Consider the following 22,338-nt stretch of genomic DNA (forward strand, 5'->3'; position numbering starts at 1 on the left):
GCATCCGTGATGGAGTTAAAAAAAGTGCCTTACTATAACAAATGCTCTGTGGACCGGCATCCGACATTGCGCATGACTTTGTTAATGACTTTTTCATGCGCATCACAGTACGGACCACGACCCTGGCTGTTTAGTTGGCGTGAGTAATAAATGATTGCAGCTGAGCTTCGCTTTGCAGGCGCTGTTGTACCGTGCTGGCCTGCGATTTACTGGCGAACGGCCCGAGCTGAATGCGCCACACTGCGCCGTTCTGCACGACGCGGCCAGGCACGGAAAACTGCTGGCTCAGACGCTGCTGATATTGCTGCGCGCGGGCCCGATCGCTGACGGCACCGACCTGGACGACAAAATCGCCGCTGGCGCTTGCCGAAGAGGCGGCGACAGCCGCGGTCGCAGCAGCCGCCGGCGCTGCCGGCGTGACGCTGCCTTGTACAGAACCAGGCGCGGTAACCGGCGCGCTTTGGGTAGCAGTCTGCACCGCAGGCTCGCTGCTTTCCAGCACGCCGCTATTCAGGGGCGTCGGCGCGCCAAGGAAGCCGCTGCTGTTCACCGGGGCGCCAACGTTGTCTTCCGGTTTCAGCGTGGCATTGCTGATCGGGCGAACGTCGGTTTGCGCCGTCGGTTCGCTGGAAACACCCGCGCCGCCGTCAAGATCCGGACGGGCAGGTAGCGCATAGGTTTGTTTGGCGACGGTAGTACAGGCCATACCCGGGCCGGAAAGCGACCCGTCCGCTGCGACGATGATCGGATCGATACGCACTTTGGTGTTATTGGAGGTGTTCAGGCGATCGGCAGAGGCGCGAGAAAGCGAAATCACGCGATCGGTGCCGTACGGGCCGCGATCGTTAATGCGCACGACGATCATGCGGCCATTCGCCACGTTCGTCACGCGCACGTAGCTTGGAATCGGCAGCGTCGGGTGCGCTGCGGTAAGCTGCGTCGGGTCGAAGGCTTCGCCGGATGCCGTCAGGTTGCTGTTGGGTTCCGCATCATAAATGGCGGCCAGACCGGTCTGAGTAAAGTTAGACGGATCCTGGACGATTTTATAACTTTTACCATCGCGCTCGTAATCCTGATTCGCCGTGGCATTTGGCGTCTCATAATGCGGATCGGCGCCGCTGATTTCCACGCTTGGGCCATTACAGACGGCCGGCTGTGGAGTGCTGACCGTCTTCTGTTGCACGTCTTCACCCGAACATGCCGCCAGCAGCCCCGCTGCTATGCAGATCCCCAGCCATTGCTTACGCATCGCGAACCCCTTAAACGCTTTTCGACAACATTTTTCTGTGGGTGTGGATCGACATCACGATACCAAACCCGGCCATCAATACGATCAGGGCTGAGCCCCCGTAGCTGACCAGCGGCAACGGTACCCCCACCACTGGTAAAATACCACTCACCATACCAATATTTACGAAGACATAAACGAATAAAATCAACATTAAACCACCGGCCATCACGCGACCGAAGGTGGTCTGCGCCTGGGCGGCGATCCACAGCCCGCGCATGATGAGCAAAATATAGAGCGCCAGCAGAATCAGCACGCCAATCAGGCCGAGCTCTTCTGCCAGGACCGCAAAGATAAAGTCGGTATGGCGTTCCGGCAGGAATTCCAGCTGCGACTGGGTGCCGTGCAGCCAGCCTTTACCGCGTAATCCGCCGGAGCCAATGGCGATTTTCGACTGGATAATATGATAGCCGGCGCCCAGCGGATCGGTCTCCGGATCGAGCAACATCATGACGCGCTGACGCTGATAATCATGCATCAGGAAGAACCATAAAATCGGAATAAACGCCGCAACCAGCACCACCGCCACGCCGATAAGACGCCAGCTCAGCCCGGAAAGGAACAGCACGAACAGGCCAGATAACGCAATCAGAATCGATGTCCCGAGGTCGGGCTGGGCGGCAACCAGCAGGGTTGGCAGGAAAATCAGCACCAGCGCAATGGCGGTATTCTTCAGCGAGGGTGGGCAAACGTCGCGGTTGATAAAGCGCGCGACCATCAGCGGGACGGCGATTTTGGCAATTTCCGACGGCTGAAAGCGCACGACGCCAAGATCCAGCCAGCGCTGGGCGCCTTTGGAAATCGCGCCGAAAGCGTCAACCGCCACCAGCAAAATGATACAGAAGATATAGAGATAGGGCGCCCAGCCTTCATACACCCGCGGCGGGATTTGCGCCATCACGATCATGATCACCACGCCCATGGCGATCTGGCCTATTTTGCGCTCCATCATCCCGATGTCCTGGCCGCTGGCGCTCCAGATAACCAGCGCGCTGTAGGTCAGCAGCGCCAGCAGAATCAGCACCATGGTCGGATCGAGATGGATTTTATCCCATAGTGATTTTTTATTCGGATTATCGGTCATTATTGATCCTCACCCGCCGTGACCGCCGGGTTCTCACTCGGCAGGTTTGTGTTGTTATCACCCAGCATAATGTGGTCGAGAATCTGGCGCATAATCGTGCCGACCGCCGGGCCAGCGCCGCCGTTCTCAAGAATGATGGCAACAGCAACCTGGGGATTGTTATAAGGGGCAAACGCCGTCATGAGTTTATGGTCACGCAGACGTTCTGCGATTCGGTGCGCGTTATAGGTTTCATTGGCTTTCAGACCAAACACCTGGGCCGTACCGGATTTCGCCGCAATTTTATACGGCGCGCTGGCGAAGTATTTATGCGCGGTCCCGTTGCCACGGTTGGCGACGCCGAACATCCCGTCCTTGGCGATTTCCCAGAAGCCGGAGTGAATATCGCCGACCGGCGGCTCGTGCGGTTGAACCCAGGGAACCTGCTTACCATCTTCGACGGTGCTTTGCAGCAGATGCGGCACTTTCACCAGACCGTCGTTTATCAGGATCATCAGCGCTTTGTTCATCTGAATCGGCGTTGCGGTCCAGTAGCCCTGGCCGATGCCGACCGGGATGGTGTCACCCTGATACCAGGGCTTCTTAAAGCGTTTCAGCTTCCATTCGCGGGTCGGCATATTCCCGGAACGCTCTTCCGACAGATCGATACCGGTATAGTGGCCGTAACCGAATTTGCTCATCCATTCAGAGAGGCGGTCGATCCCCATATCATAGGCGACCTGATAGAAGTAGGTATCCGCAGACTCTTCGAGCGCTTTGGTCACATTCAGGTGCCCGTGGCCCCATTTTTTCCAGTCGCGGTAGCGTTTGTCAGAGCCCGGCAGCTGCCACCAACCCGGGTCGAACAGGCTGGTATTGCGGGTGATGACGTTCGCGCTGAGGGCCGATACGGCGACATAAGGCTTGACCGTCGACGCCGGCGGGTAGACCCCCTGGGTCGCGCGATTGACCAGCGGAGTATTCGGGTCGTTCAGCAGGGCGGAGTAGTCTTTACTGGATATGCCGTCCACAAACAGGTTCGGGTCGTAGCTCGGCGTGGAGACCAGCGCGAGTATGCTGCCGGTACGTGGGTCGGTGACGACCACGGCAGCGCGGCTGCCGGCGAGCAGGGTCTCAATGTACTGCTGAAGTTTGAGATCGAGGGTCAAATAGATATCGCGCCCGGCCTGCGGCGGCACCTCTTTGAGCTGGCGAATGACGCGGCCGCGGTTATTGACCTCAACCTCTTCATAGCCGGTCTGACCGTGCAGTACGTCTTCGTAATAGCGCTCGATTCCCAGCTTGCCAATGTCATGCGTGGAGGCATAGTTGGCCAGCTTGCCCTCTTTATCGAGGCGATCGACGTCTTTATCGTTAATTTTCGAGACGTAGCCGATAACGTGGGTCAGCGCGGAATTATAGGGGTAGTAGCGGCGTTTATAGCCTTTCACTTCGACACCGGGGAAGCGGTACTGGTTAACCGCAAACCGAGCCACCTGGACTTCGCTCAGGTTGACCTTGACGGGAATCGAGGTGAAGCGATGGGAACGCGAGCGTTCTTTCTTGAAGTTTGCAATGTCATCATCGGTCAGATCGATGACGTCGCGTAACGCATCCAGCGTTTGCTGCACGTTATCGACTTTCTCCGGCATCATCTCCAACTGGTAGATGGTGCGGTTCAGCGCCAGCGGCGTACCGTTGCGGTCATAGATAATGCCGCGACTGGGCGGAATGGGAACCAGCTTGATACGGTTTTCGTTGGAACGCGTTTGATAGTCGGTGTAGCGAACAATCTGCACGTTATAAAGATTGGCAACCAGTATGCCGGTAAGCAGCAAAATCCCCAAAAAAGCGACCAGCGCCCGGCGCACGAACAGCGAGGATTCAGCCGTATAGTCGCGGAAAGAATTCTGTAATTTCATTCGCTGCTTAGTCTACCCTGGTCATCATTATTCACGGTGGTAAGGGTGGTTGGTGGTAATACTCCACGCACGATACAGGCTCTCAGCGACCAGTACGCGTACCAGCGGGTGAGGCAACGTGAGGGTGGAGAGCGACCAACTCTGTTCCGCTGCTGCTTTACAAGCCGGAGAGAGCCCCTCGGGACCGCCGATGAGCAGGCTGACGTCGCGGCCATCCTGTTTCCAGCGCTCCAGCTCTCGTGCCAGCTGCGGCGTATCCCACGGTTTTCCCGGAATATCCAGGGTCACGATGCGATTTTTACCTGCCGCTGCCAGCATCATTTCCCCTTCTTTGTCGAGGATTCGTTTGATGTCGGCATTTTTACCGCGTTTACCGGCAGGGATTTCCAGCAGCTCGAACGGCATATCTTTTGGAAAACGGCGCAAATATTCACTAAAGCCGGTCTGAACCCAGTCCGGCATTTTGGTGCCAACGGCCACCAGCTGCAGCTTCACGCATTAACTCCAGAGTTTTTCCAGCTCGTACAGACGACGGCTCTCTTCCTGCATCACGTGAACCATGACGTCGCCAAGATCGACAACAATCCAGTCGGCGGCGCTTTCACCTTCAACGCCAAGCGGCAGCATGCCTGCGGCGCGAGACTCTTGTACTACGTGGTCGGCGATGGACATTACATGGCGCGTAGAGGTGCCGGTGCAAATAATCATGCAATCTGTAATGCTGGATTTGCCATGAACGTCAATGGCAACGATGTCCTGACCTTTCAGGTCATCAATTTTGTCGATAACAAAATCCTGGAGTGCTTTACCCTGCAAGAGTTCCCCCTGGGTGAGTGAAGATTGATAATAATAAACAGCCTGACAGTATACCTGAACTCGTCGAAAAGTCGGGATAAATGTCGGTCAGCAAGCGATGGCGGCGGCTATCATCCCATCCATCGCCCGTGATTGCATCGCCATTTTTGTAAAACAATTTCTGGAAACATCGTTTAGCCGATACGTCCAGGCTGCGGAGAATAACAGCCTGCTCTGACCTGTCAATGGTCTGCACGGAATTCTTGTTCCTTCTGCCAGCGCGCCTGGCTATTTAATACCCGCAGCGTGGCAAAATCAGCGTGCAGTTCGAGTTCACTCCATGTGCCATGGGCGACGGGAAAATGCCACATGGCTTCCGCCGGCAGCTTCAGCAACAGCGCGATGAGCAGACTCAGTCCACCTTTATGGCCCACGATCAGCAGATGGTCTGGCTGCGGATGGTGCGTCAGCTTCTCCGCAAACGTACGGACGCGATGGGTGAAGTGCTGAAAACTTTCGCCGTTGGTGGGCGCCGCATGCTGCCAGTCCGCGCACCAGGCGGCATAGTTTTCGGCGTCTTCGAGCCGTAAGTCCCGATGATGGCGCATTTCCCAGTCGCCAAAAAACATCTCGTTGAGTTCGGGGACAATCTGCCGGGGGATATTCCGTGTGCCGAGCAGCAGGTCGGCGGTGATGTGGGTGCGTTCCAGCTCACTGCAAAGCACGCGATCGAACGCCACCGCCTGCAGCAGCTGGCCGAGTGTTTGCGCCTGCATCATGCCGCGCTCGGTTAGCGGGGTCGGAGCGTGTCCGCTGTAAAGGCCGGCAACATTGGCCTCAGTTTCACCATGTCGAACTAACCATAATTTCACTGAATATACGCCTTCTGACATCGTCAAGGGATGGGGAGAGTATAAGCGAATCGGCGCTCTGCTATCGCATCCGGCGTCACGAACGTTGGGGCAACGGCCGGTTAACAGTAGAGTTTTTGCTGATGGATATACGTCAGTACCGCGGCCGGCAGCATGTCAGCGCAGGATTCCCCGCGTTCAAGGCGCTGGCGGATAAGCGTTGCCGAAATATCAAACCACGGAGTTTCCGCCAGATAGATGACCCCGGCGGGACGGCTGTGCAGCTGTTCGGCGTCGTGCGTTAAATGTTTGTCCAGCCACCGCTGATCCTCTTCCCGTTTCATCACCAGCGGATACCCCGGGCGTCGGCAGACGATCAGATGCGCATTATCGAGAATCGTGGCGTAATTGTGCCAGGTCGGGAAGGTGAGCAGCGAGTCCTGACCAATAATGAACGCCAGCGGCTGGTCAGGCCCTTGTTCCTGTCGCCACTCTTCAAGGGTTTGCGCGGTCCAGGAGGGCGTCTGCCGCTGCAGCTCGCGCTCATCAAGCACGAACAGGGGTTTATCGGCGATGGCCAGTTCCAGCATCTGTTTGCGCTGGGCGCTGGTCGCCTCAGGCTGCGGGCGGTGTGGCGGAACATTGTTTGGGACGATAATGACTTTGCCAAGGCCTATCTGATTCGCCAGAACCTCAACCGGTTTGAGGTGACCATAGTGCACCGGATCGAAGGTGCCGCCGTACATTGCCTGCAACTGAGTCATATCAACCATCAATAAACACGTCTGCCAGCGCTTTATGGCAGAGCAACAAAGAAAGGCTCTCTAATTCCGGCCAGATGGCGCTGCCGTAATCCTGCTTAAAGGTGAGCTCCGCTCGGGTCAGCAGAGTAACGGCCTGGCGTAACTGATCCGTGCTGAGGCGCGCGAGCGCATCGCTTAACAGCTGTCGACGGTTCTGCCATACCCGATGCTTATCGAAGAGCGTACGCAGCGGCGTATGGGCCGACTGGCGTTTCAGGTTAACCAGCAGCAGCAGCTCCCGCTGGAGCGTACGCAGCAGAATCGCCGGTTCGCTTCCTTCCAGACGTAACTGCTGCAGGATATGCAGCACCCGCTTGCTTTTACCAGCCAGCAGCGCATCCACCCAGTGATAGGGAGTGAAGTGGGCGGCATCGTTTACCGCCTGCTCGACGCGTGGCAGCGTGAGCTTGCCGTCCGGCCACAGCAGAGAGAGACGCTCCAGTGCCTGCGCCAGCGCCAGCAGGTTGCCTTCGTAGCAGTAGCACAGCAGCTGACTGGCGGCGTCATCAAGCTGCAAATGGTGCTGTTTTGCTCGCGCCGCCAGCCAGCGCGGCAGCTGCGCATATTCCGGCGTCTGACAGCTCACCTGAACCGCGCGGCTGGCCAGGGCGGTTACCCAGGCGGCATTTTCCTGCGCTTTGGTGAGCTTATTACCGCGAACGATTAACAGCAGGTCGTCATGGAGCATGCTGACCAGGGTGGCAAGCTGTTCGTTAATCGCCGCGTTAGGGCCGTTTTCCGGCAGGACCAGAAGCAGCGTCTGACGGCTGGCGAACAGGCTCATGGCCTGGCTGAGTGAGAAGAGGGCGGGCCAGTCGGTGCTGGCGTCGAGGGTCGCGGTATGGTGTTCGGTAAAGCCCTGGGTAGCAGCGGCTTCGCGAATCGCGTCCTGACTTTCCTGCAACAGCAACGGATCGCTGCCGAGTAATAAATAGGCCGCGCGCAGCCCTTCGGTGAGCTGCGCGCGGAGTTGTTCTGGGTACAGCCGAATCATCAGTTACCCAGCGTGGTGGAGACGCGATTGCCAGAGGTTGCGGAAGCGGGGGTCGGCGTGACCGTCTGCTCTTCCCCTTTCGTGGCTTCGACATCAGCAACGTGGACGCTTGGCAGCTTACGAATCAGCTGTTCAGCGGCTTTGTCATACATCTCCTGGACGATCATATCCTGCTCGGCGTCTTTCGCTAACGCTGCCTGCGGGTTATCGAAGAACGAGCGGTAGACTTTCGTCGAGATCGGATAGATATCATGACCCGGGATTAGCACGCTTGCCTGCACCGTCAGCACCATCTGATATTCAGCCGTACGACCATCCTGGAAAATAGAGGCCGTATCTTTCTGAATGGATGACGCATCCAGACGCAGGGACGGAATATCCTTGCGCAGCGTGCTGCCGTCGACGATCTCGACGCCATTCAGACGCAGCTGATTACGCACCGAACGACTTAACGGACCATTCGGATCGCTCGACTGAAAGATCATGGTTTTCATCGCGGTGGGAACCTGAGTGGTACTCCGCAGATGCCAACCGCATCCGGCGGTGATGAGCACCGCCAGAGATAACAACAATGTTGCCAGATATCGCACGCTTCCTCCTGCGCTTAGCCAACGACCAGGTTGAGCAGTTTACCCGGGACGTAAATCACTTTACGTACGGTGACACCGTCGAGATACTTCGCGACCAGATGTTCCTGACCCGCACGTGCACGAACCTGTTCTTCGGTTGCATCGACCGGAACGGTAATTTTACCACGGACTTTACCATTAACCTGAACAACAACCAGGGTGGTATTTTCAACCATGGCGCTTTCATCGGCGACCGGCCACGGCGCGTTGTCGATATCGCCTTCGCCGCCCAGCTCCTGCCACAGCGTGAAGCAGGCGTGCGGGGTGAACGGATTGAGCATACGCACAACCGCCAGCAGAGCCTCACGCATCAGCGCGCGATCCTGTTCGTTGTCCTGCGGCGCTTTCGCCAGTTTGTTCATCAGCTCCATGATCGCGGCGATCGCGGTGTTGAAGGTCTGACGACGACCGATATCATCGGTCACTTTGGCGATCGTTTTGTGCACATCGCGACGCAGCGCCTGCTGATCTTCGCTCAGGCTGGCAACGTCCAGTGCGGCAACCGGGCCCTGAGTCGTGTGCTCATAAACCAGTTTCCAGACACGTTTCAGGAAGCGGTTTGCCCCTTCAACGCCGGACTCCTGCCATTCCAGAGTCATATCTGCCGGAGAGGCGAACATCATGAACAGACGAACGGTATCCGCGCCGTAGCGTTCAACCATCACCTGCGGGTCGATGCCATTGTTCTTCGACTTGGACATTTTGCTCATGCCGGTATACACCAGCTCGCGACCCTGCGGATCGTAGGCTTTGACGATACGGCCTTTTTCATCGCGCTCCACGGTGGCATCAACCGGAGAAACCCAGTTGCGCTCGCCGTTTTCACCAACGTAATAGAAGGCGTCAGCCAGTACCATCCCCTGGCACAGCAGCTGTTTCGCCGGCTCGTCGGAGTTAACCATACCCGCGTCGCGCATCAGCTTATGGAAGAAGCGGAAGTACAGCAGGTGCATAATCGCATGTTCGATCCCGCCGATGTAAATATCGACCGGCAGCCAGTAGTTGGCGGCGTCTGGATCCAGCATTCCGTCATTGTACTGCGGGCAGGTATAGCGCGCGTAGTACCAGGAGGATTCCATAAAGGTATCGAAAGTGTCGGTTTCGCGCAGCGCAGGCTGACCGTTAACGGTGGTTTTTGCCCACTCCGGATCGGCCTTGATTGGGCTGGTGATGCCGTCCATGACCACATCTTCCGGCAGAATGACCGGCAGCTGATCTTCCGGGGTCGGCATGACGGTACCGTCTTCGAGGGTGACCATTGGAATCGGTGCGCCCCAGTAACGCTGACGGGAAACGCCCCAGTCGCGAAGGCGATAGTTAATTTTGCGTTCGCCAACGCCCATGGCCGCCAGTTTGTCGGCGATAGCGTTGAAGCCCGCTTCGTGGCTCAGGCCGTCGAACTCGCCGGAGTTGAACAGGGTACCTTTTTCAGTCAGCGCCTGCTCGGACAGATCCGGTGCTGAGCCGTCTGCCGCCAGAATAACCGGCTTAATGTTCAGACCATATTTGCTGGCAAATTCGTAGTCGCGCTGATCGTGACCCGGAACGGCCATGACGGCGCCGGTGCCGTATTCCATCAGCACGAAGTTTGCCGCCCAGACCGGAATCTCTTCGCCGGTCAGCGGGTGAATCGCTTTGTAGCCGGTATCGACGCCTTTTTTCTCCATCGTCGCCATTTCTGCTTCGGCGACTTTGGTGTTACGGCATTCGTCGATAAACGCAGCCAGCTCCGGGTTGTTCGCTGCCGCCTGCTGCGCCAGCGGATGACCCGCGGCTACGGCCAGGTAAGTACAGCCCATGAAGGTGTCCGGACGGGTGGTGTAGACGGTCAGCTTGTCGGCATACTCGTTAACGTTGAAGGAGATTTCTACCCCTTCAGAACGGCCGATCCAGTTGCGCTGCATGGTCTTAACGGTATCAGGCCAGTGATCCAGCTTATCCAGATCGTTGAGCAGCTCGTCGGCGTAGGCGGTGATTTTGATAAACCACTGCGGGATCTCTTTACGCTCAACTTTGGTATCGCAGCGCCAGCAGCAACCGTCAATAACCTGTTCGTTGGCGAGAACGGTCTGGTCGTTAGGGCACCAGTTCACCGCAGACGTTTTTTTGTACACCAGGCCTTTTTTATACAGCTCGGTGAAGAACTTTTGCTCCCAGCGGTAGTATTCCGGGGTGCAGGTCGCCACTTCACGGCTCCAGTCATAGCCAAAGCCCAGCTTTTTCAGCTGGTTTTTCATGTAGGCAATATTGTCGTAGGTCCACGGGGCCGGCGCGGTGTTATTTTTTACCGCGGCGCCTTCCGCCGGCAGACCAAACGCATCCCAGCCGATCGGCTGCAGAACGTTTTTGCCGAGCATACGCTGGTAGCGGGCAATGACGTCGCCGATGGTGTAGTTACGCACGTGACCCATGTGTAGTCGACCAGAAGGATAAGGAAGCATCGACAGGCAGTAATACTTCTCTTTGCTCTCGTCTTCAGTTACTTCAAATGTACGATGATCGTCCCAGTGAAGCTGGACTTTCGATTCTATCTCTTCCGGGCGGTATTGCTCTTGCATGGCAGCCAGTGGTCCTGTTTTCAATACAGCTACAAAATGTAGCCAATGGATGTGTTATCAGATCGGCATAGCATAGCCCAAACGCCCACGTCAAAACAGCCTTTCGCACATTAACATCGGCAAAAGCGGCGGAGACTATTTCGCGACTCTGTGGGCTAACTGGCAAAGCAGATGGCAAATAAGGTCTATTATTAGAAGAAGTTAACCACACCGGAGGCGAAATGATGAACAAGGTTGCTCAATTCTACCGTGAACTGGTGTCGACGCTCAGTGAACGGCTGCGCAATGGAGAACGCGATATTGACGCGCTGGTGGAACAGGCGCGGGTGAAAATTAGCCAGTCTGGTGAGTTAACGCAGCGCGAAGTGGAGTCGCTGACCACTGCGGTCAGACGCGATCTCGAAGAGTTCGCGCGCAGTTATGAAGAGAGTCAGGACGAACTGACGGACAGCGTGTTTATGCGGGTGATAAAAGAGAGCCTGTGGCAGGAGCTGGCGGATATTACCGATAAAACCCAGCTGGAATGGCGCGAAGTGTTCCAGGATCTCAACCACCACGGGGTTTACCATAGTGGCGAAGTGGTGGGGCTGGGAAACCTGGTGTGCGAACACTGCCATTATCACCTGGCGGTCTATACCCCGGATATTCTGCCGCGTTGCCCGAAATGCGGCCACGACCAGTTCCAGCGTCGTCCCTTTGAGCCTTGATACGCCGCGCTGAGGTGGCTGAATGAAACCCGACGCGCACCTGCTGATGCGCGTCGGCAAGGCGACCGTTAATGCAGAATTTTGGCGAGGAAGTCTTTTGCGCGATCGGATTGCGGATTGGCGAAAAAGGCTTCTTTGTCAGAGTCTTCGACAATTTTCCCTTCATCCATAAAGATCACCCGGTTGGCGACCTTCCGGGCAAAGCCCATTTCGTGCGTCACCACCATCATCGTCATGCCTTCGTTGGCCAGTTCGACCATGACATCCAGCACTTCGTTGATCATTTCCGGATCCAGCGCGGAAGTCGGTTCGTCAAACAGCATCGCAATCGGATCCATACAGAGCGCACGGGCGATAGCCACGCGTTGCTGTTGACCGCCGGAGAGCTGGGCCGGGTATTTATCGGCATGGGCGGAGAGCCCCACGCGTTCCAGCAGCTTCAGGCCTTTTGCCCGGGAAGCGGCTTTGTCGCGGTTAAGCACTTTGACCTGCGCCAGCGTCAGGTTATCGATAATCGACAGATGCGGAAACAGTTCAAAGTGCTGGAACACCATCCCGACGCGGGAGCGCAGTTTGGCAAGGTTGGTTTTTTTATCGTTGACCCGGGTACCATCTACGGTGATCTCACCCTGTTGAATAGGCTCCAGGCCGTTGACGGTTTTAATCAACGTTGATTTGCCTGAGCCGGAAGGCCCGCACACCACCACCACTTCACCTTTTTTCACTTCCGTGGAGCAATCGGTCAGCACCTGAAAGTGACCATACCATTTTGAAACGTTTTTCAGGGTAATCATTACACAGTCCTTTTCTTCAACCAGCTGACCAACAGCGATGCGCTGAGACTAATGACAAAATAAACGGCGCCTGCGAACAGGATCATCTCGACCTGAGTTCCGTCGCGCTCGCCGATGGTGGAGGCGGTACGGAAGAAGTCGGCCAGGCTCAGAACGTAAACCAGAGAGGTGTCCTGGAACAGAACGATCCCCTGGGTGAGCAGCAGCGGCACCATGGCGCGAAACGCCTGCGGTAGAATAATCAGCTTCATGGATTGCCACTGGGTCATCCCCAGCGCCAGCGCGGCGCTCGACTGGCCGCGAGAGATACTCTGGATACCCGCGCGGATAATTTCCGAATAGTACGCCGCTTCAAACATCGAAAAGGCCACCATCGCGGAGATCAAGCGGATATCGCTCTTCGGCGACAGGCCAAGAACGTTCTGCAGGAAGCCGGGAACAATCAGATAAAACCACAGCAGGACCATCACCAGCGGGATCGAGCGGAACACGTTGACGTAGGTCTTCGCAAACCACGCCAGCGGCAGGAAGCTGGACAGACGCATAACCGCCAGCAGGGTGCCCCAGACGATACCAAAAATGATGGCGGTCACGGTGATTTTCAGGGTGATAACCAGCCCGGCCAGCAGGTAGGGCATCGATGGAACGATAGAACTCCAGTCAAAATCGTACATGATTATTTGCCTCCCATATTGCCCGGCAGGCGGACCTTGCGTTCAACCACATACATCACCAGCATAATCACCGCATTAATAAACACATAGGCGAGGGTAATCGCGGTAAAGGATTCCCAGGCGTGGGCCGAGTAATCCAGCAGCTTGCCTGCCTGTGCCGCCATATCCGCCAGCCCGATGGTTGAGGCGATGGCTGAGTTTTTCACCAGGTTCATCATCTCAGAGGTCATCGGCGGCACAATCACCCGATAGGCGTTGGGCAGCAGGACGTAACGATAGGTCTGCGGCAGCGTCAGGCCCATCGCCAGCCCGGCGTTTTTCTGCCCGCGCGGCAGTGACTGAATGGCGGCGCGCACCTGTTCGCATACGCGAGCGGCGGTAAACAGCCCCAGACACATCATCGAAGAGAGGAAGAACTGAATATTCGGATCGAGCTCGGATTTAAACCACATGCCGATGTTTTCCGGCAGCAGCTCCGGCACCACCAGGTACCAGGTGAAGAACTGAACGATCAGCGGGACATTACGGAACAGTTCGACGTAGCAGGTCCCGATGCTGGATAACCAGCGGTTGGGGGCGGTGCGTAAGATGCCGAACAGCGAGCCGACGAAAAAAGCGATAATCCAGGCGCTAATCGACAGGGCGATGGTGACCTGAAAGCCGCTCCAGAGCCAACCCAGATAGGTGGTATTGCCGAACGGGGCCTGTTGCAGGAAGATTCCCCAGTTCCAGTCTATTGACATAAATGACTCCTGGAAAAAAAAGGGTAGCATCGCTACCCTCGAAGATCATTGTGCAGCCTGTTTCGGTATTCGCGGCGGCTGGGGAACGACCAGCCACCGTATAGTCTGTCCGTGCTGTCACAACAATCGGGAGGGCAGGGTGTCCTGCCCCTTGTTTTTTTAATTAGTTCAGAGCTTTGTCGTTAGGGGTCTTGAACAGCGTCTTCATGTCGTCGGAGAGTTCGAAGTTCATATTCAGATTTTTTGGCGGAATTGGGTTTTTGAACCATTTATCAAACCATTTTTCCGCTTCGCCGGAGGTCTGGGCCGTGGCGACGGTGTCATCAATCAGCTTTTTAAACTGCGGATCATCTTTACGCAGCATACAGCCGTAGGCTTCTTTCGACTGTGCCGTACCGACGATCTCCCAGTTATCCGGTTTCTTCGCTTTCGCGCGTTCGCCGGCCAGCAGCGCATCGTCCATCATAAAGGCCACCGCGCGACCGCTTTCCAGAGTACGGAAGGAGTCGCCGTGGTCTTTGGCGCTGATAATGCGCATGTTCATTTTCTTCTCGTCATTCAACTTATGCAGCAGAACTTCGGAAGTGGTACCGGAAGTGACGACAACCGCTTTGTCTTTCAGATCCGGGAAATCTTTAATCGCCCCGCCTTTTTTCACCAGCAGGCGGGTACCCACGACGAAAATGGTATCGGAGAAGGCGGCTTGCTTCTGACGTTCAAGGTTATTGGTCGTGGAACCGCACTCGAAGTCATAAGTCCCGTTCTGCAGCAGCGGAATACGGTTTTGCGAGGTCACCGGAACCAGTTTTACCTGCAGGTCAGGCTTATTCAGCTGTTTCTTGATGGCGTCAACGATAGCGTTGGAGTAGTCCTGAGAGTAACCGACCACTTTTTGTTGATTGTCGTAGTAAGAGAACGGTACGGAGGATTCACGGTGGCCGACGACGATAACGCCGTTTTTAGCGATTTTGTCCAGTGTGCTGCCTGCTGCCGGGGCGGCATCTTCCGCATGCGCCAGACCGGCGGTCATGCCCATGACCAGCATCGCTGTGGCCAGTTTACGTAATTGCATATCCAACTCCTTATCCTCAGCGTCACTGACGCTTTTGATACCCATTGTGAATGTGTGTGTGCGTTATTATGGCTGCGACGCTGACGCGCAGCATTTGTATGTGTTTGTTAGCATTTAGTTTGGCTTAATGTAAAGATTTTGCTGCTTTATTGTTTATTTTTGCGAAGTGCTCCGCACCATTTAAAGGCAAAAATCGTCCATTGCACCAGGTTAGTGCTTGAGGCGAGCGATGCTGGTGCAACCGGGTTATACCAGCAATAAATGTCGCCGCGACCTGAGAATATTAAGCAATGGGCGTGCCAGGTTGGCGAGTGGCGAGAAGGAAGCATGGAGAGAAAGGCGGCCCCGGCGACGGCTGCCGGCCGGGGCTATGCGGATCGACACTCAGATCCGCAGGCTGTAACGATTAGCGACGACGCTGGCGCAGACTCATGATCAGCGCGCCAAAACCCAACAGTGCGGTCAGCGCCCACAGCGGCCAGTTACCGGTACGGGCGTACGGGGTCAGGCCGGACGTCGGAGTGACTTTGGTGGTCAGCACTGCACGGGTAAACTGCGGGATCATATCCTGAATTTCCCCACGCGGACCGATGACGGCGGTAATACCGTTATTGGTGCTGCGCAGCAGCGGACGCGCCAGCTCCAGGGCACGCATCCGCGCCATCTGGAAGTGCTGCCACGGACCGATGGACTTGCCAAACCAGGCATCGTTGGAGATGGTCAGCAGGTAGTCGGTATCCGGGCGGAAGTTATCCCGCACCTGCTCGCCGAGAATAATCTCGTAGCAGATAGCCGCCGTCAGCTTCATGTTATGTGCCACCAGCTGCGGCTGGACGTACGGACCGCGGCTGAATGAGGACATCGGTAAATCGAAGAACGGAGCCAGCGGGCGCAGAATGGACTCCAGCGGCACGAATTCACCAAACGGCACCAGATGATTCTTGTTGTAGCGATCTTTCGAATCGTAGCTGTAGGGGTTATCTTTGCCCAGCGTAATGATGGTGTTGTAGGTATTGTAACGGTTCTGCTTGTTAAGCCGGGCGTCGACAATACCGGTAATCAACGAGCTGTCTTTCGCGCGCAGCAGGTCGTCCATCATACTCAGGAAATTCTGCTGGTTGATTTCCAGATCCGGGATCGCCGATTCTGGCCAGACGATCAGCTGGGAGGAACCCATATGCGGCTGCGTCAAATCCAGATAGGTTTTCAGCGTATTCACCAGCTGGTTTTCATCCCATTTCAGCGCCTGGGGAATATCGCCCTGCACCAAAGATACCTGGGTTGCCCGCTCCGGCAGCAGCTGATACCACTGGATGTAGCGCAGCGGGAAGGGCAGCGCAAACAGCACGATGGCGGCAACCAACGGTTTCCAGCTGCGTTGAATGAGCGCAAGAACCAGCAGGCCGCTAACCACCATCAACAGGAAGTTAATGGCTTCAACGCCCATCACGGGCGCCAGCCCTTTCAACGGGCCGTCAATCTGGCTGTAGCCAAACTGCAGCCACGGGAAGCCGGTCAGCACCCAGCCGCGCAGGAATTCGCTGATTTGCCAGACGACCGGGGCGGCGACGGCGACACGTATCCAGTTTGTTCTGGGCCACAGGCGCGACAGCAGACCGGCGAACAGTCCGGTATACAGCGACATATATGCCGCCAGCAGTACCACAAGGAATACGTTGACCGGGCCGGGCATGCCGCCGAACTGGGCAATGCTGACATAGACCCAGTTGATGCCGGAACCGAACAGCCCCATCCCCCAGAAAAAGCCGATCCAGGCGCTTTGCAGCGGACGTCGGTTAAGGGTCAACCCCTGCAGGCCGATTAACGAAACAATCGCCGCCGGCCAGATATCATAAGGAGAAAAAGCCAGCGTTCCGCTGGCTCCGAATAATAGCGCCAGCAGCAGACGTACGCGCTGGCGTTCGATTAGAGAGGCAAATACCATTTAGGTTAATCGTCCCGTGTAATTAATCTTCCAGCTTCGGCTGCGGTGCGTCATCAGGAAGTTTGACATGTACCTGGATGATACGTCGGCTATCGGCCATGGCGACTTTGAATTGGTAACCATCGATGTCAATAGACTCACCGCGCGCCGGCAGATGGCCAAAGGCCTGCATCACCAGCCCGCCAATGGTATCCACCTCCTCATCGCTGAAGTGAGTGCCATAGGCTTCGTTGAAGTCTTCAATGGAGGCCAGGGCGCGCACCGTCCAGGTGTGGCGGCTCAGTTGACGAAAATCGATATCTTCTTCTTCATCGTATTCGTCTTCTATCTCGCCGACGATAAGCTCGAGAATGTCTTCAATGGTCACCAGACCGGAGACGCCGCCGAACTCATCGATCACGATAGCCATATGGTAACGCTGGGAGCGGAACTCTTTCAGCATGCGGTCAACCCGCTTACTTTCAGGCACGACAACCGCCGGGCGTAACACTTTTTCCATGCTGAATGCTTCGGAATCGCTGCGCATAAACGGCAGCAGGTCCTTGGCCATCAGAATCCCTTCAATGTGATCTTTATCTTCGCTGATGACCGGGAAACGCGAGTGGGCGGACTCGATGATCACATCGAGGCATTCGTCCAGGGTCTGATTGCGTTTCAGGGTAATCATCTGCGAGCGGGGGATCATGATATCGCGGACGCGCTGGTCGGCGATGTCCATTACCCCTTCGAGCATATCGCGCGTATCTTCGTCGATAAGGTCGTTTTGCCCGGAATCACGGATCAGCTCCAGCAGTTCATCACGGTTTTTCGGTTCTCCGTGAAAAAGCTGGCTGAGTAACAGGGAGAAGAATCCCTTTTTGCTGTTTACTGTGTCACTACTGTGTGAATTGTCGTCGCTCATGGCGTCGTGTGGGTTCTCATGTCAGTTAATTTGTCGCTCGTCGCGCGTGTGTTCAGCGCCGGACGGCATGGGGGCCGCTCGTCGGTTAAACCGGCGGCAGGCTATTCCTTCTCGGCAATGTACGGATCCTCATAGCCCAGAGCAAGCATTATCTCTGTTTCGAGGCCTTCCATCTCTTCCGCTTCTTCATCAATGATATGGTCATAGCCCAGCAGGTGCAGACTGCCGTGAATCACCATATGCGCCCAGTGCGCTTCCAGCGGTTTGTCTTGCTCTTTGGCTTCCTGTTCAACGACCTGACGGCAGATGATCAGGTCGCCAAGCAGCGGCAGTTCGATACCCGGCGGCGCTTCAAACGGGAACGACAGCACGTTTGTCGGCTTATCCTTGCCGCGATAGGTCAGATTCAGCTCATGGCTTTCGGCTTCGTCTACCAGGCGTACGGTCACTTCTGACTCCTCCTGGAACTGAGGAATGACGGCATCGACCCAGCGTTGAAACTGGGCTTCATCCGGCAACCCCGCGTTATCTTCGCAAGCCAGCTGTAAATCGAGAATAACCTGACTCATTTCTGCTCCTGTTCCTGGGCTTCGCGTTTGCGCTCGGCGGCCAGTTCTGCTTTACGTTTTTGGTCAGCTTCTTCCCACGCTTCATACGCATTCACGATGCGAGCTACCACCGGGTGGCGTACCACATCTTCGCTATGGAAGAAATTGAAGCTGATTTCATCAACTTCCGCCAGCACCTCAATGGCGTGGCGCAGGCCGGATTTGGTGCTGCGCGGCAGGTCTATCTGAGTGACGTCGCCGGTGATCACCGCTTTTGAGTTAAAACCGATACGGGTCAGGAACATCTTCATCTGTTCGATGGTGGTGTTCTGGCTTTCATCGAGAATAATAAACGCATCGTTCAGCGTACGGCCGCGCATATAGGCCAGCGGTGCGACTTCGATAACGTTGCGCTCAATCAGCTTCTCGACCTTCTCAAAGCCGAGCATTTCGAACAGCGCATCGTACAGCGGGCGCAGGTACGGATCGACTTTCTGACTCAGGTCGCCGGGCAGGAAACCGAGCTTTTCCCCGGCTTCGACGGCAGGGCGGGTCAGCAGAATACGGCGTACGTCCTGGCGTTCGAGCGCGTCGACCGCCGCGGCAACCGCCAGATAGGTTTTCCCGGTCCCGGCAGGGCCGACGCCGAAGGTAATATCATGATCGAGAATGTTGGCGATGTACTGCGCCTGGTTTGGCGTACGCGGCTTAATCACGCCACGCCTGGTCTTAATATTGACGGCCTTACCGTACTCCGGCACGCTCTCGGCGCTTTGTTCCAGCACCCGCGCCTCTTTAATGGCCAGATGAATCTGTTCCGGTTCAATATCCTGAATCTGTCCGCGCATCGGCGCAGTATCGACGTACAGGCTGCGCAGGATATCGGCTGCCGCGTTCACGCATATCATGCGCCCGGTCAGTTTAAAGTGATTGTCACGGCGATTAATTTCGATGCCTAATCGGCGTTCCAGCTGTTTGATGTTGTCGTCAAACGGGCCACACAGCCCCAGCAGGCGTGCGTTATCCGCTGGCTCCAGGGTAATTTCACGGGTTTCTATGTTCAAGCTGTTCCTCTTTACACGTTTTGCCGGACAGCGAACGTCTCCGGCCAGTAAGGAAATTATTCACGTCATGGGAATATGGCGCAAGCATTGCGATGAATATTGGGCCGGGGAGAGGAAATACAAGGCCTGCCGGGGGCGGCAGGCCTGAACGGATCACGGCTGATAGGTTCCGACGCCGAGGTCGTTTTCTTTGCGGGTGCGGGCGATAACGGATTCCGGAGATTCCGCGATACGCAGCCCCATTTCCTCTTCGGTACGCACAATTTTACCGCGCAGCGAGTTGGTGTAGACGTCAACGATTTCGACATCGACAAACTTACCGACCATATCCGGGGTGCCTTCGAAGTTGACTACCCGATTGTTCTCGGTACGCCCTGAGAGCTCCATGATGCTTTTGCGGGAGGTGCCTTCAACCAGAATGCGTTGGGTAGTGCCAAGCATGCGGCGGCTCCAGGCCATAGCCTGCTGGTTGATGCGCTCCTGCAGAATATACAGGCGCTGCTTCTTGTCCTTTTCCGGGACGTCGTCGACCATATCCGCCGCCGGCGTTCCCGGACGGGCAGAGAAGATAAAGCTGTAGCTCATATCGAGATTCACATCGGCAATCAGCTTCATGGTCTTCTCGAAATCTTCGTTGGTTTCGCCAGGGAAGCCGACGATAAAGTCGGAGCTAATCTGGATATTCGGGCGCGCTTCGTACAGCTTGCGGATAATCGCTTTGTATTCCAGCGCCGTGTGGGTACGTCCCATCAGGTTCAGCACCCGGTCGGAACCGCTCTGCACCGGTAAATGCAGGAAGCTCACCAGCTCCGGCGTATCGCGATAGACATCAATGATGTCATCGGTAAACTCGATCGGGTGGCTGGTGGTAAAGCGAATGCGGTCGATACCGTCGATCGCCGCGACCAGACGCAGCAGATCGGCAAAACTGCCGGTCGTTCCGTCGTAGTTCTCGCCGCGCCAGGCATTGACGTTTTGACCCAGCAGGTTGACTTCACGGACCCCCTGAGCGGCCAGCTGAGCGATTTCAAACAGAATATCGTCGCAGGGGCGGCTGACTTCTTCACCGCGGGTGTAAGGCACCACGCAGTAAGTACAGTATTTATTGCAGCCTTCCATAATCGAGACGAATGCCGTTGGGCCTTCGGCGCGCGGTTCCGGCAGACGATCGAATTTTTCGATTTCGGGGAAACTGACGTCCACCACCGGACTGCGGTTGCCGCGAACGGAGTTGATCATCTCCGGCAGACGATGCAGCGTCTGCGGCCCGAAAATAATATCGACGTAGTGGGCGCGTTGGCGAATATGGTGGCCTTCCTGAGAGGCGACACAACCGCCGACGCCAATAATCAGGTCGGGGTTCTTCTCTTTCAGTAGCTTCCAGCGGCCTAACTGATGGAAGACTTTTTCCTGAGCCTTCTCACGGATTGAGCAGGTATTGAGCAGCAGCACATCCGCTTCTTCCGCCACTTCGGTCAGTTGATACCCGTGCGTGGCATCCAGCAGATCGGCCATCTTTGATGAATCATATTCGTTCATCTGACAGCCCCAGGTTTTAATATGGAGTTTTTTTGTCATCGACTTGCTCATGCTTAAGTATATATACCCAAAGCTATTTTCTTCACCGGGAATGACTCTGCAATGTGAAGGATAGCGGGTATAAAGCCAGGATTGCAGGGCGCGTATTGTAATGCTTTGGTCGCGCCCTGACCAGTGCGAGCGTTATCACCCCGAGGTGGGGAAAAATCCGGTAAACTTAACGGATTCAGGTTTAAGGATAATTGCCATGACAATTCATGCAACAGATGTCGCCATTGTGGGTGGCGGAATGGTTGGCGGAGCCCTGGCGCTGGGGCTGGCGCAGCACGGTTTTACGGTAACGGTCATCGAGCCATCGGCACCGCCGGCATTTGCGCCTTCAGCGCCGCCGGATGTCCGTATTTCGGCGATTAGCGCCGCTTCCGTCGGGTTACTGAAAAGCCTTGGCGTCTGGGATGCGGTGCGCGCCATGCGTGCGCATCCCTATCGCCGGCTGGAGACCTGGGAATGGGAGGACGCGCATGTGACCTTTGATGCCGTCGAGCTGAAGCTGCCTGAGCTGGGTTATATGGTGGAGAACAACGTTCTGCAGCTCGCCCTATGGCAGGCGCTGACGGCGCATGAGGCCGTCACGCTGCAGGTTGGCGCCTCGTTACAGGAGATGCAGCGGGGGGAGACCCGCACGACGTTGCGTCTGACCAATGGCGGCGAGTGTGCGGCCAGCCTGGTTATCGGCGCGGATGGCGCCAACTCGCAGGTGCGCCAGTTGGCAGGCATTGGCGTTCACGCGTGGCAGTATCAGCAATCCTGCATGTTGATTAGCGTGCAGTGCGTGCAGGAGCCTGGCAACAGCACCTGGCAGCAGTTTACGCCATCGGGCCCGCGCGCGTTTCTGCCGCTGTTCGACAAGTGGGCATCGCTGGTGTGGTATGACACGCCCGCGCGTATTCGCCAGCTGCAGGGCATGAGTATGCCGCAGCTACAGCAGGAGATTGCGCGCCACTTCCCGTCCCGACTGGGTCAGGTCACGCCGCTGAGTGCCGGGGCGTTTCCACTGACCCGTCGCCATGCGCTGCAGTATGTACAGCCGGGACTGGCGCTGGTGGGGGATGCCGCGCATACCATTCATCCGCTGGCGGGGCAGGGGGTGAATCTGGGTTATCGCGATGTTGACGCGCTGCTGGATATTTTGAGCGAGGCGAAAAGCCAGGGGGAAGCATGGGCAAGCCTGCCGGTGCTAAAACGCTACCAGGCGCGACGCAGAGCGGATAATTTTATTATGCAGTCGGGTATGGATCTGTTTTATGCCGGTTTCAGCAACGATCTGGCGCCGGTGCGCGTGCTGCGCAATATCGGCTTAATGGCTGCGGCACATGCGGGCGTTTTAAAGCGCCAGGCGCTGAAATACGCCTTGGGATTGTAAACCCGGTTCCCGGCTGGCGCGCCGC

21 protein-coding genes are annotated in these 22,338 nt (G+C 56.4%); 2 read left to right on the forward strand and 19 right to left on the reverse strand.

Features of this window, described 5'->3' with window-relative positions:
• Positions 1 to 130 precede the first annotated feature (130 nt).
• The 10 genes from rlpA to leuS all read right to left on the reverse strand — a co-directional run bounded on the left by rlpA (position 131) and on the right by leuS (position 10,903).
• On the reverse strand, positions 131 to 1,249 hold the full coding sequence (gene rlpA / locus MC50_RS15770) for an endolytic peptidoglycan transglycosylase RlpA (protein ID WP_032688882.1): 1,119 nt from the start codon (positions 1,247 to 1,249) through the stop codon (positions 131 to 133).
• Between the two features lie 10 nt (positions 1,250 to 1,259).
• Positions 1,260 to 2,372 carry a peptidoglycan glycosyltransferase MrdB gene (gene mrdB / locus MC50_RS15775; RefSeq protein WP_004859537.1) on the reverse strand — a complete coding sequence of 371 codons (1,113 nt, stop codon included), beginning with the start codon at positions 2,370 to 2,372 and terminating at the stop codon, positions 1,260 to 1,262.
• On the reverse strand, positions 2,372 to 4,273 hold the full coding sequence (gene mrdA, locus MC50_RS15780) for a peptidoglycan DD-transpeptidase MrdA (protein ID WP_004859539.1): 1,902 nt from the start codon (positions 4,271 to 4,273) through the stop codon (positions 2,372 to 2,374). The genes mrdB and mrdA overlap by 1 nt, the downstream gene beginning before the upstream one ends.
• A gap of 27 nt (positions 4,274 to 4,300) precedes the next feature.
• On the reverse strand, positions 4,301 to 4,768 hold the full coding sequence (gene rlmH, locus MC50_RS15785; protein ID WP_015584895.1) for a 23S rRNA (pseudouridine(1915)-N(3))-methyltransferase RlmH: 468 nt from the start codon (positions 4,766 to 4,768) through the stop codon (positions 4,301 to 4,303).
• A 3-nt stretch (positions 4,769 to 4,771) separates the two neighbouring features.
• The gene (rsfS, locus tag MC50_RS15790; RefSeq protein ID WP_004859547.1) at positions 4,772 to 5,089 is read right to left on the reverse strand and encodes a ribosome silencing factor; all 318 of its coding nucleotides are present in this window, start codon (positions 5,087 to 5,089) and stop codon (positions 4,772 to 4,774) included.
• 221 nt (positions 5,090 to 5,310) lie between these two features.
• A complete protein-coding gene (locus MC50_RS15800) occupies positions 5,311 to 5,940 on the reverse strand; it encodes an adenosylcobalamin/alpha-ribazole phosphatase (protein ID WP_032688880.1) in 630 nt (209 codons plus the stop codon).
• 101 nt (positions 5,941 to 6,041) lie between these two features.
• Positions 6,042 to 6,692 (reverse strand): nicotinate-nucleotide adenylyltransferase, encoded by a 651-nt coding sequence (nadD, locus tag MC50_RS15805; protein ID WP_032688877.1) that lies wholly within the window; start codon positions 6,690 to 6,692, stop codon positions 6,042 to 6,044.
• A complete protein-coding gene (gene holA, locus MC50_RS15810) occupies positions 6,685 to 7,716 on the reverse strand; it encodes a DNA polymerase III subunit delta (RefSeq protein ID WP_047664373.1) in 1,032 nt (343 codons plus the stop codon). Before holA ends, nadD begins: the two co-directional genes overlap by 8 nt.
• Positions 7,716 to 8,306: an LPS assembly lipoprotein LptE gene (gene lptE / locus MC50_RS15815; RefSeq protein WP_032700574.1), complete on the reverse strand. Its 591-nt coding sequence runs from the start codon at positions 8,304 to 8,306 to the stop codon at positions 7,716 to 7,718. Before lptE ends, holA begins: the two co-directional genes overlap by 1 nt.
• Positions 8,307 to 8,320: 14 nt before the next feature.
• Entirely contained in the window at positions 8,321 to 10,903 is a 2,583-nt protein-coding gene (gene leuS / locus MC50_RS15820; RefSeq protein ID WP_102047543.1) for a leucine--tRNA ligase, read from the reverse strand.
• Between the two features lie 221 nt (positions 10,904 to 11,124).
• Here leuS and MC50_RS15825 point away from each other — a divergent pair, with 221 nt between their 5' ends.
• Positions 11,125 to 11,610, forward strand: a complete 486-nt coding sequence (locus tag MC50_RS15825; protein WP_172958370.1) for a zinc ribbon-containing protein — start codon at positions 11,125 to 11,127, stop codon at positions 11,608 to 11,610.
• 68 nt (positions 11,611 to 11,678) lie between these two features.
• Here the strand turns inward: MC50_RS15825 and MC50_RS15830 are convergent, their stop codons facing one another.
• The 9 genes from MC50_RS15830 to miaB all read right to left on the reverse strand — a co-directional run bounded on the left by MC50_RS15830 (position 11,679) and on the right by miaB (position 20,929).
• Positions 11,679 to 12,404: an amino acid ABC transporter ATP-binding protein gene (locus tag MC50_RS15830; RefSeq protein WP_032688870.1), complete on the reverse strand. Its 726-nt coding sequence runs from the start codon at positions 12,402 to 12,404 to the stop codon at positions 11,679 to 11,681.
• Positions 12,404 to 13,078 carry a glutamate/aspartate ABC transporter permease GltK gene (gene gltK, locus MC50_RS15835; RefSeq protein ID WP_004859564.1) on the reverse strand — a complete coding sequence of 225 codons (675 nt, stop codon included), beginning with the start codon at positions 13,076 to 13,078 and terminating at the stop codon, positions 12,404 to 12,406. The genes MC50_RS15830 and gltK overlap by 1 nt, the downstream gene beginning before the upstream one ends.
• 2 nt (positions 13,079 to 13,080) lie before the next feature.
• Positions 13,081 to 13,821 carry an amino acid ABC transporter permease gene (locus tag MC50_RS15840; protein WP_004859566.1) on the reverse strand — a complete coding sequence of 247 codons (741 nt, stop codon included), beginning with the start codon at positions 13,819 to 13,821 and terminating at the stop codon, positions 13,081 to 13,083.
• 163 nt (positions 13,822 to 13,984) lie between these two features.
• Positions 13,985 to 14,893, reverse strand: coding sequence for an amino acid ABC transporter substrate-binding protein (locus tag MC50_RS15845; protein WP_032688868.1), 909 nt, complete (start codon positions 14,891 to 14,893; stop codon positions 13,985 to 13,987).
• A gap of 406 nt (positions 14,894 to 15,299) precedes the next feature.
• Positions 15,300 to 16,838 (reverse strand): apolipoprotein N-acyltransferase, encoded by a 1,539-nt coding sequence (gene lnt, locus MC50_RS15850; RefSeq protein ID WP_032688865.1) that lies wholly within the window; start codon positions 16,836 to 16,838, stop codon positions 15,300 to 15,302.
• 22 nt (positions 16,839 to 16,860) lie between these two features.
• Complete coding sequence (gene corC / locus MC50_RS15855; RefSeq protein WP_004859572.1) at positions 16,861 to 17,739, reverse strand: CNNM family magnesium/cobalt transport protein CorC; 879 nt, start codon at positions 17,737 to 17,739, stop codon at positions 16,861 to 16,863.
• 101 nt (positions 17,740 to 17,840) lie between these two features.
• Positions 17,841 to 18,308, reverse strand: a complete 468-nt coding sequence (gene ybeY / locus MC50_RS15860; RefSeq protein ID WP_032688862.1) for an rRNA maturation RNase YbeY — start codon at positions 18,306 to 18,308, stop codon at positions 17,841 to 17,843.
• Positions 18,305 to 19,351, reverse strand: coding sequence for a PhoH family protein (locus tag MC50_RS15865; RefSeq protein WP_004859576.1), 1,047 nt, complete (start codon positions 19,349 to 19,351; stop codon positions 18,305 to 18,307). The genes ybeY and MC50_RS15865 overlap by 4 nt, the downstream gene beginning before the upstream one ends.
• Before the next feature lie 153 nt (positions 19,352 to 19,504).
• Positions 19,505 to 20,929, reverse strand: coding sequence for a tRNA (N6-isopentenyl adenosine(37)-C2)-methylthiotransferase MiaB (gene miaB, locus MC50_RS15870; protein ID WP_032696397.1), 1,425 nt, complete (start codon positions 20,927 to 20,929; stop codon positions 19,505 to 19,507).
• 208 nt (positions 20,930 to 21,137) lie between these two features.
• On the opposite strand from miaB, the gene ubiF reads away from it, so the two are divergent.
• The gene (gene ubiF, locus MC50_RS15875) at positions 21,138 to 22,313 is read left to right on the forward strand and encodes a 3-demethoxyubiquinol 3-hydroxylase (RefSeq protein ID WP_032696396.1); all 1,176 of its coding nucleotides are present in this window, start codon (positions 21,138 to 21,140) and stop codon (positions 22,311 to 22,313) included.
• Positions 22,314 to 22,338: the final 25 nt, after the last annotated feature.

The sequence above is a fragment of the Klebsiella planticola genome (assembly GCF_000783935.2).
Taxonomy (GTDB): Bacteria; Pseudomonadota; Gammaproteobacteria; order Enterobacterales; family Enterobacteriaceae; genus Klebsiella; species Klebsiella planticola.